Annotated in this window: 17 protein-coding genes; 9 read left to right on the forward strand and 8 right to left on the reverse strand. The window is 63.0% G+C overall.

From position 1 onward, the window contains the following. Nucleotide 1 precedes the first annotated feature (1 nt). Both AC07VY_RS02630 and AC07VY_RS02635 read right to left on the reverse strand, forming a co-directional pair. Entirely contained in the window at nt 2–436 is a 435-nt protein-coding gene (locus tag AC07VY_RS02630) for a YeeE/YedE family protein (protein ID WP_495096172.1), read from the reverse strand. Further along, nucleotides 436–759 (reverse strand): ArsR/SmtB family transcription factor, encoded by a 324-nt coding sequence (locus AC07VY_RS02635; RefSeq protein ID WP_495096173.1) that lies wholly within the window; start codon nt 757–759, stop codon nt 436–438. The genes AC07VY_RS02630 and AC07VY_RS02635 overlap by 1 nt, the downstream gene beginning before the upstream one ends. A 78-nt stretch (nt 760–837) precedes the next feature. Between AC07VY_RS02635 and AC07VY_RS02640 the strand changes: the two genes are divergently transcribed. After that, the gene (locus AC07VY_RS02640; protein WP_495096174.1) at nt 838–1,728 is read left to right on the forward strand and encodes an MBL fold metallo-hydrolase; all 891 of its coding nucleotides are present in this window, start codon (nt 838–840) and stop codon (nt 1,726–1,728) included. An 18-nt stretch (nt 1,729–1,746) separates the two neighbouring features. Here AC07VY_RS02640 and yiaA read toward each other — a convergent pair whose 3' ends face one another. The 4 genes from yiaA to AC07VY_RS02660 form a co-directional block, all read right to left on the reverse strand. Next, entirely contained in the window at nt 1,747–2,184 is a 438-nt protein-coding gene (gene yiaA, locus AC07VY_RS02645) for an inner membrane protein YiaA (protein WP_495096175.1), read from the reverse strand. A gap of 279 nt (nt 2,185–2,463) precedes the next feature. Beyond that, nucleotides 2,464–2,907 carry a hypothetical protein gene (locus AC07VY_RS02650; RefSeq protein WP_495096176.1) on the reverse strand — a complete coding sequence of 148 codons (444 nt, stop codon included), beginning with the start codon at nt 2,905–2,907 and terminating at the stop codon, nt 2,464–2,466. A gap of 66 nt (nt 2,908–2,973) precedes the next feature. Next, entirely contained in the window at nt 2,974–3,309 is a 336-nt protein-coding gene (locus AC07VY_RS02655) for a helix-turn-helix domain-containing protein (protein WP_495096177.1), read from the reverse strand. Further along, nucleotides 3,302–3,676: a type II toxin-antitoxin system RelE/ParE family toxin gene (locus tag AC07VY_RS02660; protein ID WP_495096178.1), complete on the reverse strand. Its 375-nt coding sequence runs from the start codon at nt 3,674–3,676 to the stop codon at nt 3,302–3,304. The genes AC07VY_RS02655 and AC07VY_RS02660 overlap by 8 nt, the downstream gene beginning before the upstream one ends. Before the next feature lie 254 nt (nt 3,677–3,930). Between AC07VY_RS02660 and kdpF the strand changes: the two genes are divergently transcribed. From kdpF to kdpE, 6 genes are all read left to right on the forward strand, one after another. After that, nucleotides 3,931–4,029, forward strand: a complete 99-nt coding sequence (kdpF, locus tag AC07VY_RS02665; RefSeq protein WP_490592047.1) for a K(+)-transporting ATPase subunit F — start codon at nt 3,931–3,933, stop codon at nt 4,027–4,029. After that, nucleotides 4,029–5,828 (forward strand): potassium-transporting ATPase subunit KdpA, encoded by a 1,800-nt coding sequence (kdpA, locus tag AC07VY_RS02670; protein WP_495096179.1) that lies wholly within the window; start codon nt 4,029–4,031, stop codon nt 5,826–5,828. The genes kdpF and kdpA overlap by 1 nt, the downstream gene beginning before the upstream one ends. Nucleotides 5,829–5,910: 82 nt before the next feature. Then, nucleotides 5,911–7,983: a potassium-transporting ATPase subunit KdpB gene (gene kdpB / locus AC07VY_RS02675; protein WP_495096180.1), complete on the forward strand. Its 2,073-nt coding sequence runs from the start codon at nt 5,911–5,913 to the stop codon at nt 7,981–7,983. 10 nt (nt 7,984–7,993) lie between these two features. Further along, complete coding sequence (gene kdpC / locus AC07VY_RS02680; RefSeq protein WP_495096181.1) at nt 7,994–8,566, forward strand: potassium-transporting ATPase subunit KdpC; 573 nt, start codon at nt 7,994–7,996, stop codon at nt 8,564–8,566. A gap of 22 nt (nt 8,567–8,588) precedes the next feature. Continuing rightward, entirely contained in the window at nt 8,589–11,348 is a 2,760-nt protein-coding gene (locus tag AC07VY_RS02685; protein WP_495096182.1) for a DUF4118 domain-containing protein, read from the forward strand. After that, complete coding sequence (kdpE, locus tag AC07VY_RS02690; protein WP_495096183.1) at nt 11,345–12,043, forward strand: two-component system response regulator KdpE; 699 nt, start codon at nt 11,345–11,347, stop codon at nt 12,041–12,043. The genes AC07VY_RS02685 and kdpE overlap by 4 nt, the downstream gene beginning before the upstream one ends. Before the next feature lie 176 nt (nt 12,044–12,219). Here the strand turns inward: kdpE and AC07VY_RS02695 are convergent, their stop codons facing one another. Both AC07VY_RS02695 and AC07VY_RS02700 read right to left on the reverse strand, forming a co-directional pair. Continuing rightward, nucleotides 12,220–13,587 carry a sensor histidine kinase gene (locus AC07VY_RS02695; RefSeq protein WP_495096184.1) on the reverse strand — a complete coding sequence of 456 codons (1,368 nt, stop codon included), beginning with the start codon at nt 13,585–13,587 and terminating at the stop codon, nt 12,220–12,222. Beyond that, nucleotides 13,584–14,249 carry a response regulator transcription factor gene (locus AC07VY_RS02700; RefSeq protein ID WP_495096185.1) on the reverse strand — a complete coding sequence of 222 codons (666 nt, stop codon included), beginning with the start codon at nt 14,247–14,249 and terminating at the stop codon, nt 13,584–13,586. The genes AC07VY_RS02695 and AC07VY_RS02700 overlap by 4 nt, the downstream gene beginning before the upstream one ends. A gap of 123 nt (nt 14,250–14,372) precedes the next feature. Between AC07VY_RS02700 and AC07VY_RS02705 the strand changes: the two genes are divergently transcribed. Together AC07VY_RS02705 and AC07VY_RS02710 are read left to right on the forward strand one after the other, a co-directional pair. Continuing rightward, nucleotides 14,373–15,164, forward strand: a complete 792-nt coding sequence (locus tag AC07VY_RS02705; protein ID WP_495096406.1) for an ABC transporter ATP-binding protein — start codon at nt 14,373–14,375, stop codon at nt 15,162–15,164. Then, nucleotides 15,161–16,042 carry an ABC transporter permease gene (locus AC07VY_RS02710; RefSeq protein WP_495096186.1) on the forward strand — a complete coding sequence of 294 codons (882 nt, stop codon included), beginning with the start codon at nt 15,161–15,163 and terminating at the stop codon, nt 16,040–16,042. Before AC07VY_RS02705 ends, AC07VY_RS02710 begins: the two co-directional genes overlap by 4 nt. Nucleotides 16,043–16,050 lie beyond the last annotated feature (8 nt).

The raw sequence follows: 16,050 nt of genomic DNA on the forward strand, positions 1-16,050 counted from the left end.
CTTACCAGCCTAAAACGTGGCGCACCACGAACACCGTGACAAAGCCCGCAACCATGAAGGCCGCCGTCGCCACCAGAGAACGCGGCGACAAGCGCGACAGACCGCACACGCCGTGCCCGCTGGTGCAGCCCGCGCCATAGCGCGTGCCGATACCCACCAGCAGACCGGCCAGCAACAAGGTTCCGTAGCCCGCGTCGATCTGCGGCGTGGGCAGCACGGCGAACAGCCGGTACACCAGGGGTGCGCCCACCAGGCCCAACACAAAAGCCAGCCGCCAAGCGACATCACCCCGCGTGGGCACCAGCAGACCGCCCAGCACACCACTGATGCCGGCAATGCGCCCGTTCAGCAGCACAAACAGCGCTGCGGCCAGGCCGATCAACGCGCCGCCCACCAGTGCAGCCAGCGGGGTGAAATGGTTCCAGTCCAGGGTCATCACGCCTCCTTGGGGCAGTAAAGGCGGTACAGCACCGCCAGAATTTCCAGCATCGCGGGGTCAACCACGCTGTAGTAGATGTTCTTGCCCTCGCGGCGCGGGGCGATCACACCCTCGTTGCGCAGCACGCCCAGCTGTTGCGACAGCGTGGGCTGGCGAATGTCCAGCCGCTGCTCCAAGTCGCCCACGCACATCTCGCCTTGCGACAGCTGGCACAACAGCAGCAAACGGTCTTCATTGGCCAGCACCTTCATGGCGGCCACCGCATGGTGGGCGGCACCGCGCAGCACGGCGGGGTCGATGGCATCGGAGGCTTGTGTCATGGCTAGATATCGAAAGTGGCTCTTGTTTTTATTATACAAATTTATATAATATATATCAAACAACTGTAGAGCCCAGTCATGACCACCCGCTTGCATACCGAAGGCTTTTTCGATCCCGCAACCTGGACCGTGTCGTACGTCGCCTGGTGCCCCACCACCCGCCGCGCCGCCGCCATCGACCCGGTGCTGGACTACGACTTCAAATCCGGCCACACGTCCACCACGTCCGCCGACCGGCTGGCCACCTATGTGCAAGCGCACGGCCTGCAACTGGACTGGATTCTGGAAACCCATGCCCATGCCGACCACTTGTCAGGTGCACGCTACCTGCAAAACAAGTTGGGCGGCCGCATCGCCATTGGTGAGCGCATCCGCACCGTGCAGGCCACGTTCCAAAAGCTGTTCAACCTGGAGCGCAGCTTCCTGCCCGACGGCAGCCAGTTCGACCACCTGTTCCGCGACTTTGAAACCTTCCACATCGGTGAGATCGAGGCCACCGCCCTGCCGGTGCCTGGCCACACCCCGGCCGACATGGCGTACTACATCGACGGTGACGTAGACGGCGCGGTGTTCGTGGGTGACACCCTGTTCATGCCCGACGTAGGCACGGCCCGCGCCGACTTCCCCGGCGGTGACGCGCACCAGCTCTACGCCTCCATCCACCGCCTGCTGGCCCTGCCGCCCGACACCACGGTGTACGTGTGCCACGACTACCCGCCCAGCAGCCGTGCGCCCGCATGGCAGACCACGGTGGCCGCGCAGCGCGCCCACAACATCCATGTGCGCGACGGCATCTCCGAAGCCGAATTCGTCGCCATGCGTACCGCCCGCGACGCCACACTGGACGTGCCCACGCTGATCCTGCCGTCCATCCAGGTCAACGTGCGCGCGGGCCATATGCCGCCTGCGAACGACAACGGCGTGGCCTATCTGCGCATCCCGCTGAACGCGCTGCCGGTGCACGGCTAACGGTCGCGGCGGCCAGGCTCAAGAGCGGTCTTGACTGGCCTCGACGGTCGACGCATCGCTTTTGAACAGCGCGATGTCACGGGTGTTCTTCTGCACCGCGACCGCGCCAAACAGGCTGAGCAGGAAGGACATGGCATAGAAGCCCTTCTCGCTTTGCGCCAGCGTGGCATTCACAAGCCCCACCGACAGCAGCACCACCACGATCGCCAGCGACAGCCAGCACAGGCCAAAGTAGATGCCGGTGACAGGAATGCCTTCCATCCGATCACGCACCGACTTTTGCAGGGACACGGCGGCAAACAGGCCGTACAGCAGCACGGTCAGGTAGTAGCCCTTCTCGTTCAACTGCATGGTCGCGTTGGACAGGCCAAACATGTAGACGGCAGCCCCGACCAGGAGCGCAATCCAGGATGCGCCCACAAATGCGGCGGTAGGCCGTTGAGTCTGTATCGCCATGGTTTTCCTTTGAAGATTAGTGGTGTGAAATAAGGCCCATGCCCGACGGCAGTCATGCTCCCGCGTGCGTGGCAAACCGTATGCATGTGGACATGCCGGACGGCGGCCGCCTACTTTACCGCGATGGTGCTCCATACCCGTGGAACACGAGGGCAACTGCAGCGCAAAACGCAACGGCACTGAACGAGTGAAAACTGGGGATGCGCAATTTGAATTGAAAACACCCCGAGCACAGCCTGTGAAAACATCCTTAGCCTGCGACGTCCGATGCGGTTAACTTCATAGCAACAGATTTTTGTTTGGGTCAGCCAACGCCACATGTTTTGCGAAGTGAAGAAAATCCCCTGCCAAATTCTGCGCTTTGCTAACGAACATATGAACATCAACATCGACTAACTGATGGCAGGGAAGTATTGATTCCTCGACGACTTCCGAAAACAAGTCATACAAACTGTGGGTCAAATAATTACGCTTCATTGCCAGATCGTCGAAATGCATTTCCCCCTTTCGGCTTAGAAGCTGACTCTCTTTCATCTGCTTCACCATCTGGCCCAGAGTAGCGTTAGCCCGAACATTCTTGCACCCCTTTGCTTTTAGGTAGATGCGAAGATTGGTTTCAAGCATGCCTGCAGCCAGCATCACTTTGCCAATCCCATCACAAAACGCCAACTCCTGATACAGGAGACGAAAGAACTCTTGTGGTTCCACGAAATCGAAAGACATCGCGGCTACCGTTTGAGTCGGCGGCAAGCTGCCCACAAAACCCAATCGCCGGATTCCGATTGGAGCTTAAGCAACAATCGCCTCCAACCCCCGCGCCTCGATCAATTGCAGCAACTTGGCCGCTGCGCCGCTGGGGTGCCGGCCAGAGCCAGGGGACTCCCACTTTTGTACGGCGGACAGGCTGACGTTCAGGATGGATGCCAGCACAGACTGACTGACCTTGGCTTTTTCAACGCGGATGTAGGTTACGTTCTCCGGTGTGTAGGCGGGGGGCTTCTTGCAGATCAGCTGCATCTTGGCCATGTCTTGCTTGGAGATCAGCGCATGCCCCTGGAGCGCCTGGGCCATTTCCATCATTTCATCCACTATGCGGTTGGGGTCGCGCGGTTTGGTTTTAGACATGGCAAATTTCCTTTAGTACATCAGCAGCCACCAGCGCAGTGAGTTGAACCATATTGGCCTGCTGCAAACTGGCCGCAATAATTTTTACGGCATCGACTTCCTTGTCTGAAAAATCAGACCCTGGCTGGCTCTTCTCGCGACCCGCCAGGAAGAAGATGGCGTCTTTATGCTTCTTGGCTACCAACGTGCGGGTGGAACCACTTTTACCCTGGCCCGGCACTGCCACACGCTTTTTACACACGCCGGCTCCAAGGTCCGCTTCGAAAAGCCCTTGCTCAATTTCACGGGCCGCTTGGCATAGCAACGCATCGGTCAAGACTTTCCGCGCCCAGCGGTCAAACGTTTTGATCTTGAAGACGCGTTTCATGGCGTTATTTTAAACAGCTATAGCACTATGTGCAATAGCCAAGCCCCCCCGCATTTTTACGCTTTCTTTATACCCCTGCACCTCCTCTCTACCCCGTTTTTACGCCTGCTTACATAAGCTTCCCCCATCAATTTCTGAAAAAAGAGGTGTCGTATGGACGTGGTCTATCTGGCGGGCGCAGGCTTGCTGTGGGGTGTGATGGTGTTGCTGGTGAAGGGCTTCCAGAAGCTCGAAAAACCAAAGGGAGGCCGCGCATGATCCCGCTCGACATGCTCTATGGCCTGGGTGGTGTGTGCGCCGTGCTGTTGCTGGCGTACCTGGTCTACGCGCTGATCTGCGCTGAGGAGTTCTGATGAACGCCAACGCTTGGGGCCTGTTGGCCCTGTATCTTGTGGTGCTGCTGGCCGCGGCCTGGCCGCTGGGCCTGTGGCTGGCGCGGCTGGCGGAGGGGCGCATTCCTGGCTGGATGCGCCGCGTGGAAGCGCCGCTGTACCGCCTGGCCGGTACCAACCCCGACAAGTCCATGCACTGGGCCCACTACACACTGGCCCTGCTGGCCTTCAACACGCTAGGCGTGCTGGTGGTCTACGCGCTGCAACGCTTGCAGCTGTGGCTGCCGCTGAACCCGCAGGCCCTGGCGCCCATCAGCCCCGACTCGGCTTTCAACACCGCGGTGAGCTTTGTGACCAACACCAACTGGCAGGGTTACGCAGGCGAGTCCACCATGGGCTACCTGACGCAGATGCTGGCACTGGCGGTGCAAAACTTCTTCTCGGCCGCCACCGGCGTGGCCGTGGTGTTTGCGCTGATGCGCGGCTTCGCTGCGCGCTCCACCGCCGTCATCGGCAACTTCTGGGTGGATATGGTGCGCGTCACCGCCTGGGTACTGGTGCCGCTGTCGCTGGTGTTTGCGGTGTTCCTCATCGGCCAGGGCGTGGTGCAGAACTTTGACAGCTACAAGGATGTGACCACGCTCGAAGTCACCGCCTTCCAGCAACCCAAGGTGGATGCGGCCGGCCAGCCCGTGCTGGATGCCAAGGGCCAACCGGTATTGGAAGACGCCAAGACCCAGACGCAAACCCTGCCCATGGGCCCGGTGGCGTCGCAAGAGGCCATCAAGATGGTGGGCACCAATGGTGGCGGCTTCTTCAACGCCAACTCGGCCCACCCGTACGAGAACCCCACGGCGCTGAGCAACTTCTTTCAGATGCTGTCCATCTTCCTGATCCCGGCCGCACTGTGCTTCACCTTTGGTAGCGTGGTGGGCGACAAGCGCCAAGGCTGGGCCGTGCTGGCGGCCATGACCGTAATGTTCGTGGTGGCGGTCATCGCCATCATCCCCGCAGAGCAAGCTGGCAACCCGCTGCTCACACCGCTGGGTGTGGACCAGGTGTCTAGCAGCCTGCAGGCCGGCGGCAATATGGAAGGCAAGGAACTGCGCTACGGCATCAACGCCAGCAGCCTGTTCGCGGTGATCACCACCGCGGCATCCTGCGGCGCAGTGAATGCCATGCACGACTCGTTCACCCCCCTGGGCGGCATGGTGCCGCTGGTGATGATCCAGCTGGGCGAGGTGGTGTTCGGTGGCGTGGGTTCGGGCCTGTACGGCATGCTGATCTTCGCCATCCTGGCGGTGTTCATCGCCGGGCTGATGATTGGCCGCACGCCCGAATACCTGGGCAAGAAGATTGAGGTGCATGAGATGAAGCTCACCTCCATCGCCATCCTGGTCACACCCATCGTGGTGCTGGCGGGCACGGCGGTGGCGGTGCTGTCCGGTGCAGGTGTGGCGGGTATTGCCAATCCTGGGGCGCATGGCTTCAGCGAAATTTTGTATGCGCTGAGCTCGGCGGCCAACAACAACGGCAGCGCCTTCGCCGGGCTGTCGGCCAACACACCGTTCTACAACGTGCTGCTGGGCATTGCCGTGTGGCTGGGCCGCTTTGGCGTGATCGTTCCTGTCCTGGCGATTGCCGGTGCACTGGCCGCCAAGCAGCGCCTGCCGGTGACCAGCGGCACCCTGCCCACGCACGGCCCGCTGTTCGTCACGCTGCTGATCGGCACGGTGCTGCTGGTAGGCCTTTTGAACTACGTCCCAGCCTTAGCCCTGGGCCCAGTGATCGAACACCTGACGCTCTGGGCTGGCAAGTGAACGCTACATATTTCATAGCTACCTGCGCAGGTAGTACCTGCGCTACAGGCCCTAATTGTTTAAATTTCAGAAAGTCATTGGTATGACTACATCCAAGTCCCTGGTGCTGCTGGACCCGGCTTTGCTTAAGCCGGCGCTGAGCGCCGCCTTCACCAAGCTCAGCCCCCGCGTGCAATGGCGCAACCCGGTGATGTTCGTGGTCTACATCGGCAGCATATTGACCACCTTGTTCGGCGCGCTGGCGCTGCAAAGCGGCGACGGCACGGCCAGCTTCGTGCTGAACGTGGCGGTGTGGCTGTGGTTTACCGTGCTGTTCGCCAACTTTGCCGAAGCCCTGGCCGAAGGCCGAGCCCAGGCCCAGGCCGCATCACTACGTGGCCTGAAGAAAAGCACGGTGGCCAAAAAACTGAGCAAACCCAAACATGGTTCCACCTGGCTGCCCGAAGAGGCCGAGAACCTGCGCAAGGGCGACGTGGTGCTGGTGGAAACCGGCGACCTGATCCCGCTGGACGGCGAGGTCATCGAAGGCGTGGCCTCGGTGGACGAAAGCGCCATCACCGGCGAATCGGCACCGGTGGTGCGCGAGTCGGGTGGCGACTTTGCATCGGTCACCGGCGGCACCCGCGTGCTGTCCGACTGGCTAGTAGTGCGCATCGCCGTGAACCCCGGCGAGTCCTTCCTGGACCGCATGATCAGCATGGTCGAGGGCGCCAAGCGCCAGAAGACGCCCAATGAGATCGCGCTGACGATTCTGCTGGTGGCGCTGACCATTGTGTTCCTGGTGGTCACCGTGACGCTGCTGCCGTTCTCGGTGTTCAGTGTGCAAGCAGCGGGCGCAGGCACCGTGGTCAGCATGACGGCGCTGATCGCACTGCTGGTATGCCTGATCCCCACCACCATCGGCGGCCTGCTGTCGGCCGTGGGCGTGGCCGGCATGAGCCGCATGATGCAGGCGAACGTGATCGCCACCTCGGGCCGCGCGGTGGAAGCCGCTGGCGACGTGGACGTGCTGCTGCTGGACAAGACCGGCACCATCACCCACGGCAACCGCCAGGCCTCGGCCTTCTTCCCCGCCCCCGGCGTGGGCGATACCCAACTGGCGACCTGCGCCGCACAGGCCTCGCAGGCTGATGAAACCCCCGAAGGCCGCAGCATCGTGGCCCTGGCCCAGCGCCTGGGTGCGGTACAGCCGCTGGTCGGCAACATCATCGAAGTGCCCTTCACCGCACAGACCCGCATGAGCGGCGTGGACGTGCACAGCGCCGACGGCAACCTGCGCGTGCTGCGCAAGGGCGCGGTGGATGCCATGCGCAAATACGTGCAGGCCCAGAACGGCCGCATGCCCACCGAGGTAGCACGCCATGCCGACGACGTAGCCCGCCGGGGCAGCACGCCGCTGGTGGTTGCAGAGGGCAACACCGTGCTGGGCGTGGTGGAACTGAAGGACATCGTCAAGTCCGGTATCAAGGAGCGCTTTGGCGAGCTGCGCCGCATGGGCATCAAGACGGTGATGATCACCGGCGACAACAAACTCACGGCCTCCGCCATCGCCGCCGAAGCCGGTGTGGACGACTTCCTGGCCGAAGCCACGCCCGAGCAAAAGCTGGCCCTGATCCGCCAGTACCAGAGCGAAGGCCGCCTGGTAGCCATGACCGGTGACGGCACCAACGACGCACCGGCTCTGGCCCAGGCCGACGTGGCCGTGGCCATGAACAGCGGCACGCAGGCCGCCAAGGAGGCAGGCAATATGGTGGACCTGGACTCCAACCCCACCAAGCTGCTGGAAATCGTGGAAACCGGCAAGGCGCTGCTGATGACGCGCGGCTCGCTGACCACCTTCTCGATTGCCAACGACGTGGCCAAGTACTTCGCCATCATCCCGGCGATCTTCGTCACCACCTACCCGCAGCTCGCGGCGCTGAACGTGATGCGGCTGGGCAGCCCCTCGTCGGCCATCTTGTCGGCGGTGATCTTCAACGCCCTGGTCATCATGTTCCTGGTGCCGCTGGCCTTGAAGGGCGTGCGCTACCGGCCCGTGGGTGCCGCTGCCCTGCTGCGCCGCAACCTGCTGGTCTACGGCCTGGGCGGGCTGGTCGTGCCCTTCATCGGCATCAAGATCATCGACCTGATTTTGGTCGCCCTGCACCTTGTTTAAGGAGTTCAACATGAACGCTATTCTTCGCCCTACTTTGGTTTTATTCACCGCGCTGACCGTGCTCACCGGTGTGGCCTACCCGCTGGTCGTCACCGGTGTGGGCCAGGCGGTGTTTCCCACCCAAGCCGCAGGCAGCCTGGTGCTGCGTGACGGCAAGCCGGTAGGTTCCACACTGATTGGTCAAAACTTCAGCGACCCCAAGCACTTCTGGGGCCGCCCCTCGGCCACCGGCCCACAGCCGTATAACGGCACCGCCTCCAGCGGCTCCAACCAGGGGCCGCTGAACCCCGCGCTAGTGGACGCGGTGAAAGGCCGCATCCAGGCCCTGCGCGATGCCGACCCCGGCAACACCGCGCCGGTGCCGGTGGACCTGGTGACGGCATCCGCCAGCGGGCTGGACCCGCACATCAGCCCGGCGGCGGCCCGATTCCAGATTGCCCGCGTGGCCAAGGCACGCGGCCTGGAACTGGCCAAGATAGAGGCGCTGGTAGGCCAATATACCGAGCACCCGCTGCTGGGTATTCTGGGTGAGGCGCAGGTGAATGTGCTGCAACTGAACCTGGCGTTGGACGCCCTACAGTAATGCCATGCAGTAACCTCTGCGAATGACCGAAAACCGCCCCGACCCCGACGCCCTGCTGCAGCGCCTGCAGGAGCAGGATGTAGCGCGCACGCGGGGCCGCTTGCGCATCTACTTCGGTGCCAATGCCGGGGTGGGCAAAACCTACGCCATGCTCAGTGCGGCACAACAGGCCCAGAAATCCGGCAAAGAAGTGCTGGTGGGCGTGGTGGAAACCCACGGTCGCAGTGAAACCGCTGCACTGCTGCTTGGCCTGGATCAACTCCCCCTGCGCCAGCTGCCTTACCGAGGCAAGTCGCTGCCCGAATTTGATCTGGATGCGGCGCTGGCACACAAGCCCGCCATCCTGCTGGTGGACGAGCTGGCCCACACCAATGTGGAGGGCTCGCGCCACCCCAAGCGCTGGCAAGACGTGCAGGAACTATTGGCCGCCGGCATCGACGTCTGGTCTGCCATCAATGTGCAGCACCTGGAAAGCCTGAATGGCACGGTGGGCGCCATCACCGGCATCCGCGTGCATGAAACCGTGCCCGACACCGTGCTGGACAGTGCCGACGAAGTCATCCTGGTCGATGTGACACCGGACGAACTCACCGCCCGGCTGCAGGCGGGCAAGGTCTACATGCCGCAGCAGGCCGCGCGCGCCACGCAGAACTTCTTCCGCAAGGGCAACCTGATAGCGCTGCGCGAAATCGCCCTGCGCCGTACCGCCGAGCATGTGGAAGACGATGTGCGTAGCTACCGGGTGGAGCAGTCTGGCGGCGGCCAACAGGCCGTATGGAACACCTCGGGCGCTATCCTGGCCTGCATCGGCCCGCAGGAAGGCGCGGAGCACACGGTGCGCAGCGCCGCCCGCCTGGCCGGCCAGTTGAACGTGCGCTGGTACGCAGCCTATGTGGAAACCCCGCAGCTGCAGCTGCTGGTGGCGACCGAACGCGACCGCATCCTCACCGTGCTGCAACTGGCCGAAACCCTGGGAGCAGACACCGCGGTGCTCACCGGCAACAACCCCGCCGTGGAACTGGTGCGCCAAGCGCAAACCCTGAACTGCGCAACCCTGGTGCTGGGCCGACCCAGCGTACCGCCACGCTGGCAAGTCTGGCGCCGCTGGGAGCGCTCCATGACGCGCCAGTTGGCCACCTTGGCGCCCACGCTGGAGCTGGTGGAGGTAGGCCAAAGCCACAGTGCGCGCCGCCTGCCCATCAGCCTAGTGCGCAATGTGGAGGACGAGGAACAGGCCGCGCAGCGCCACCCCTGGCTGCCGCACGCCTGGGCCGCCGGCAGCTCTGCCTTGGTCACCCTGTTGGTGCTGCCTCTGGCCAACCGGCTGGACCTGGCCAATATCGTGATGCTGTTCCTGGCCGCCGTGGTGCTGGTGGCGCTGCGTTTTGGCCGTGGCCCGGCGGCGCTGGCGGCGGTACTGAACGTAGTGGCCTTTGACTTCTTTTTCGTGTCACCACGCTTCTCGTTTGCGGTGAGCGACATCCAGTACCTGGTGACCTTTGCCGTCATGCTGGCGATTGGCCTGCTGATCGGCCAGCTGACGGCCGGACTGCGGTTTGCCGCGCGCATCTCAGCCAGCCGCGAGCGCCGCGCCCAGGCGCTGTTCGACCTGAGCCGGGAGCTGTCGGGTGCGCTGCTGACCAGCCAGGTAGTGGAGATCGGCCAGGCCGCCGTGCAGCGCCTGTTCACGCAGGTAGAGGGCCTGGTCTACGACCCTGTCAAAGGCGGCAAGGTGATGGTGCTGGTCGCCGAACACGGCGATGCCGCGCAAGGCGGTGCCAGCCATCTGCAGCTGCCCACCCTGCTGCCGCACGACTTCGACCCCGGCATTGCCGACTGGGCGCTACGCACCGGTCAGAGCGCCGGCCTGGCCACCACCACCCTGCCCGCCCACCCCTGGCATTGCGTGCCACTGCAAGCCCCCATGCGGGTGCGCGGCGTGCTGGCGCTCAAACCCACGCAGGCGCGCTGGCTGTTGATACCCGAACAGCAGCAGCTGCTGCAGACCCTGGCCCGGCAGATCGCCATTGCGCTGGAGCGCGTGCACTACGTGGAGGTAGCGCAGCAGGCCGTGGTGCATATGGAGTCCGAGCGCCTGCGCAACACCTTGCTGGCCGCCATCTCGCACGATGTGCGCACACCGCTGACGGCGCTGATGGGCCTGGCCGAGTCGCTGCAAAGCTCGCAGCCACCACTGGCCTCCGCGCAGATCGGCATGGCCCAGTCCATGGTGGTGCAAGCGCGCGAGTTGTCGGCCTTGGTCACCAATTTACTGGACATGGCACGGCTGCAGAACGATGGCGTGGCGCTGCGCAGCGAATGGCAGTCGGTGGAGGAACTGGTGGGCGCGGCCATTCGCGCTGCCGCCCCGGCCTTGCAGGGCATCGGCGTGCAGACCCAAGTACCCGCTGATCTGCCGCTGGTGGAATTCGATGCCGTGCTGATGGAGCGCGTGCTGGTGAACCTGCTGGAAAATGCCGCCAAATACGGCCGCCCCTCCATCGTGCTGCGCGCCCACGCCACGCCCACCAGCCTGGTGCTGGCCGTACGCGACCACGGCCCCGGCCTGCCCAAGGCCGTGCTGGGCCGCGAGGCCGCGCTGTTCGACAAATTCACCCGCGGCAACGCCGAGTCCGCCACACCCGGCGTGGGCCTGGGCCTGGCCATCTGCAAAGCCATCGTGGACGCCCACCGTGGGCAAATCATTGCCACCAACGCCGTCGGCGGTGGGGCAGAATTCAGCATTACCCTGCCACGCCGGCCCGCACCGGATTTACCTTGAGCACACCTGTCGCCGTTCTCATCGAAGACGAACCCCACATCCGCCGCTTCGTGCGCAGCGCGCTGGAGGGTGAGGGCTGGCAGGTGTTCGAGGCCGACACCGCCCAGCGCGGCCTGACCGAGGCCGGCACGCGCAAGCCCGACCTGTTGGTGCTGGACCTGGGCCTGCCGGATGGCGACGGGCTGGACGTGATACGCGACGTGCGCGGCTGGTCCGCCGTGCCCATCATCGTGCTGTCAGCGCGCAGCGACGAGGCCGACAAAATCGCCGCACTCGACGCCGGTGCCGACGACTACCTGACCAAGCCCTTTGGCGTGGGCGAGCTGCTGGCCCGCGTGCGCGCCAACCGGCGGCGCCCGCGGGCCGCCACCGCCGACGGCAGTGTGGAGGCCGACCCCGTGTTCCGCTTCGGCACGGTGGAGGTGGACCGCACCGCCCGCCTGGTTCGCCGGGATGGCGCAGAAGTGCACCTGACCCCCATCGAGTACCGCCTGCTGGCCGTGCTGATCGCCAATGCCGGCCGGGTACTGACGCAGCGCCAGCTGCTGCGCGAGGTCTGGGGCCCGGCACACACCCAGCAAAGCCACTACCTGCGCATCTACATGGGCCATCTGCGGCAAAAACTGGAGGCCGACCCGACGCAGCCGCAGCACCTGCTGACCGAAACCGCGGTGGGCTACCGGCTGGTCATGTGAGCGTAGCCCGGCTTCCCCTGATGCCAACGCTGCGGTGCCAAGGCGACGCTGAATAAGTCCGCGAGATTGCACGCATTGGATCGAGATGGGATGCAAGGCGCAAACCACAGACATGGCCTGGGCTATGGCGAGGATTTGCAACGCAGCAGACCGCGAGGAACTTGTTCAGCGTTGCCCTACAACAGCTTCGGCAAGACCAGTTCAACCACAAAATGCGCATCAGCCGTGCGCGCAAACTGCAAGTGACCGCCATGTGCGCGCATGACGCGGTCCACAATCGACAGTCCAAGACTTGCGCCAATACGCCCGCCCACGCGAACCGCGAATGGTTGCCTGAGGCGATCCTGGTGCGCGAAGTCGATCCCGGCGCCATCATCCTCGAACTGCACCACCCAGTTGCCTCCCTGTTCCCTGATGTACACATGGAACAACCTCGGCGCCCCGTACTGCAAGGCATTGTGGGTCACGTTCTTGATGGACTCCGCCAGCGTGGTTGGGTCGCCCCTCACTTTGCAAGGCCCATCTGGCACCCGCATTTCAATATCCAGGTCACGGGTTGCGCTGCCAGACAGTATCTCCGCCACCTCGTGGCGAACCAGTTCGGACAGATCGATGGACGAGAATTCCGGGTTCATGGAACGGTGTTGCACCATGGCGTAGTTGATGAGCTGGTTGACCAGCTTCGCCAAATTCAGACTGAGCTCGCGCAAGCGCTCCACATGCGCGCGACGTGCGCCCTCATCCGTTTGTATGGACAGCATTTCCGTCTGCGAGACCATCGAGGCAATTGGGGTGCGTAGTTGGTGGGCCGCGTCGCCAATCATGTGCTCCAGGGCAAACCTATGTTCTGACAGCCTGCGCATGAAACCATTGATGGCATTCACCAGCGAAAAGATTTCAACAGGTACCGCCTGCGCAAAGGGTGACAAATCATTGGGGTCACGGCTCGCAATGGCCTTTTCGATTTTGACCAATGGAGACAAGGCCTGGTATAGCGTGAAGAGCGCCGCCGCAACCGTGAGCAGGCCCATCACCAAGATGATGACAGTCGCCTTCAGGTCCAGACTTTTGGCAAACGAGCGGCGTCCCGCGGTTGTCTGTGCAATGGCAATGACGGCCCATGGATGCTCACCCGCGATCGTCATCCGCCGGCCCACTACCGCAATCCTGACGGGCAGATCCTGGTACTCACCGTCATACAGCAAAGGGCCTTCCTCCAGCCGACTCCACTCGATCCTGGGCCTGAAATTGGGGTCGCCAGCAATAGTGCGTCCCTTGTGATCCTGCACCGCATAAAAGGTTTGATCACCCGGGGTCAGGGTGAACGCGGCCAACGGAACATCCACGCTCACGGAACCCTCCTGAACGATCGTGTTCTCCGCGATCTGCAAAGCGTTGCCGACCAGCATTCGGTCATAGGTCTCATTGGCGGCAAACTGCGTCGTCACCCAGATGGAGACCAGCAGCAGTACGGCGCTAACGACCAGCACACCACCAATGCGTACAACCAACCGGGTGTACAGGGAGCCACGCGCAACGATCATTTCATCGTCACCTGGTAGCCCAGCCCGCGCAGCGTGCGGATCTCGAAGTCTGCCTGCGTCAGCTTCTTGCGGATGCGGGCGATGTACTGCTCCACGGTGTTGGCATTCGGGTTGTCGTCGATGGTGAACATCTTGTCCATCAGCTCGTCCTTGCCAAAGATACGGCCCGGACGCGAGGCAATGATTTCCAGCAAAGTGACCTCACGCCGGGTCAGCTCCAGCGGCTGGCCGTTCAGCAGGGCGCCACGGGTCTTGCGGTCGATGGTGAGGTTGCCGCACACCAGGGCATTCGTGTGCGATCCCTCCCGGCGCCGTAGCAGCAAGCGGATACGGGCCTCCAGTTCCCGGAAGTCAAAGGGCTTGACCAGATAGTCGTCCGCCCCCATGTCCAGGGCCTTCACACGCTCGTCGATTTCCGCGCAGGCGGTCAGCATCAGCACCTGCGTTGGCAAGCCCTTGGCGCGGATCTGCCGCAGCAATTCAAAGCCATCCACCTCCGGCAACATCACGTCCAGCACCACCAGGTCGTAGTGCGCGGACACCACCATGGGCAAGGCCTTGCGCCCGTTCGACTCCCAATCCACCACATGGCCAATATGTGCCATGGCGGCGACCACCGCCTGCGCCACATCGACCGTATCTTCCACCAGCAGTATGCGCATCGGGACTCTCCATAGCTGTCAGATTCATTACAGGCAAGCTTCCTAGCATCCGTCTCCGTAAGTTCATAAAAACATCTGGAGACAAAAGTGGAACATCCACCCAACACGCGCGCCCCGCAAGGCATGGGCGCCGGCCCGGCACAGGCGCCTTTGCTTGAAATTGACAAGGTCACACTGCAATACAAGACGAGCAACTTCCTGGTCACCGCAGCGCAACAGGTCAGCTTCAAAGTCTATCCATCGGACCGCTACATATTACTGGGCCCATCAGGTTGCGGTAAGTCCACACTGCTGAAAGCCATAGGGGGTTACCTGCAGCCCACCCACGGTGTAATCCGTCTCCATGGAGAGGAAGTGCGCGAGCCCGGACCGGACCGGATGATGGTGTTCCAGGAGTTCGACCAGCTGCTGCCCTGGAAGACCGTGCGCCAGAACGTGGAGTTTGCCCTGCATGCCAGCGGCCGGCTCCAGGGCCGGGAAGCCGCCGAACGCGCGGCCTACTACATCGATAAAGTGGGTTTGGCCAAGTTCATCGACAGCTACCCGCATACCCTGTCCGGGGGCATGAAGCAGCGCGTCTCCATCGCCCGCGGCATGGCCATGGAACCCGCGGTCTTGCTGATGGATGAGCCCTTTGCCGCACTGGATGCGCTGACGCGCCGCAAGATGCAGGACGAGCTTCTGCGCCTGTGGGACGACACCCGTTTTACCGTGCTGTTTGTGACCCACTCGATTGAAGAAGCCATCAAGATCGGCACCCGCATCCTGCTGCTGTCGCCGCACCCTGGCCAAGTCAAGGCCGAGCTCAACAGCATTCCCGCCGAGCAGATGGGCACATCCGCGCAGGCCGAGCTGGAAGCGCGCATCAACGACATGCTTTTCGCCCACGAACACGCCGAGGTTCCATCGCCATGAATACCGCCACAAGCACCGCGCAACCCTTTGTGCGCCCCGAAATCGTCTTGAACCCTGTGAAGGGCGATGTGGAGCAGGTACAGCGCCCACTGTCCGCATTCGAGAACCTGTACCAGAAAGCCTGGCTGCGCAAGCTGGTGATACTGGCCCTGCTGGCCCTGGTGTGGGAGGTGTACGGGCGCTGGCTGAACAACGCCCTGCTGTTCCCTTCGTTCACCGACACCTTCGACGCATTCCAGTCGGGAATCCGCAGCGGCGTGCTGCTGGAGCGCGCCGCTGTGTCCCTGCAAACGCTGCTGATCGGCTACGGCATAGGCATAGGCCTGGCCACGCTGCTGACCACGCTGGCCATCAGTTCCAAGATTGGCACGGACTTTCTGGAAACCCTGACCTCCATGTTCAACCCCCTGCCCGCGATTGCCCTGCTGCCGCTGGCCCTGATCTGGTTCGGGCTGGGTACGGGCAGCATCATCTTCGTGCTGGTGCACTCGGTGCTGTGGGCCGTGTCCCTGAATACGCACAGCGGTTTCCGCGCCGTGTCCAACACCATGCGCATGGTGGGGCAGAACTACGGGCTGAAACGCTTCTCGCTGGTGCGTCTGATCCTGATTCCGGCCGCTTTTCCCAGCATACTGACCGGGCTGAAAGTGGGTTGGGCCTTCGCCTGGCGCACGCTCATCGCGGCGGAGCTGGTGTTTGGCGTGTCATCCGGCAAGGGCGGCCTGGGCTGGTACATCTTTGAGAACCGCAACCAGCTGGAGACCGCGAATGTCTTTGCCGGCCTGTTCTTCGTCATCCTCATCGGCCTGTTCGTGGAGAACGTGATTTTTGCCAGTGTGGAAAAACGCACCATCCGCCGCTGGGGCATGCATATCTGACGCAGCAC

Source organism: Rhodoferax sp. GW821-FHT02C08, assembly GCF_059421805.1.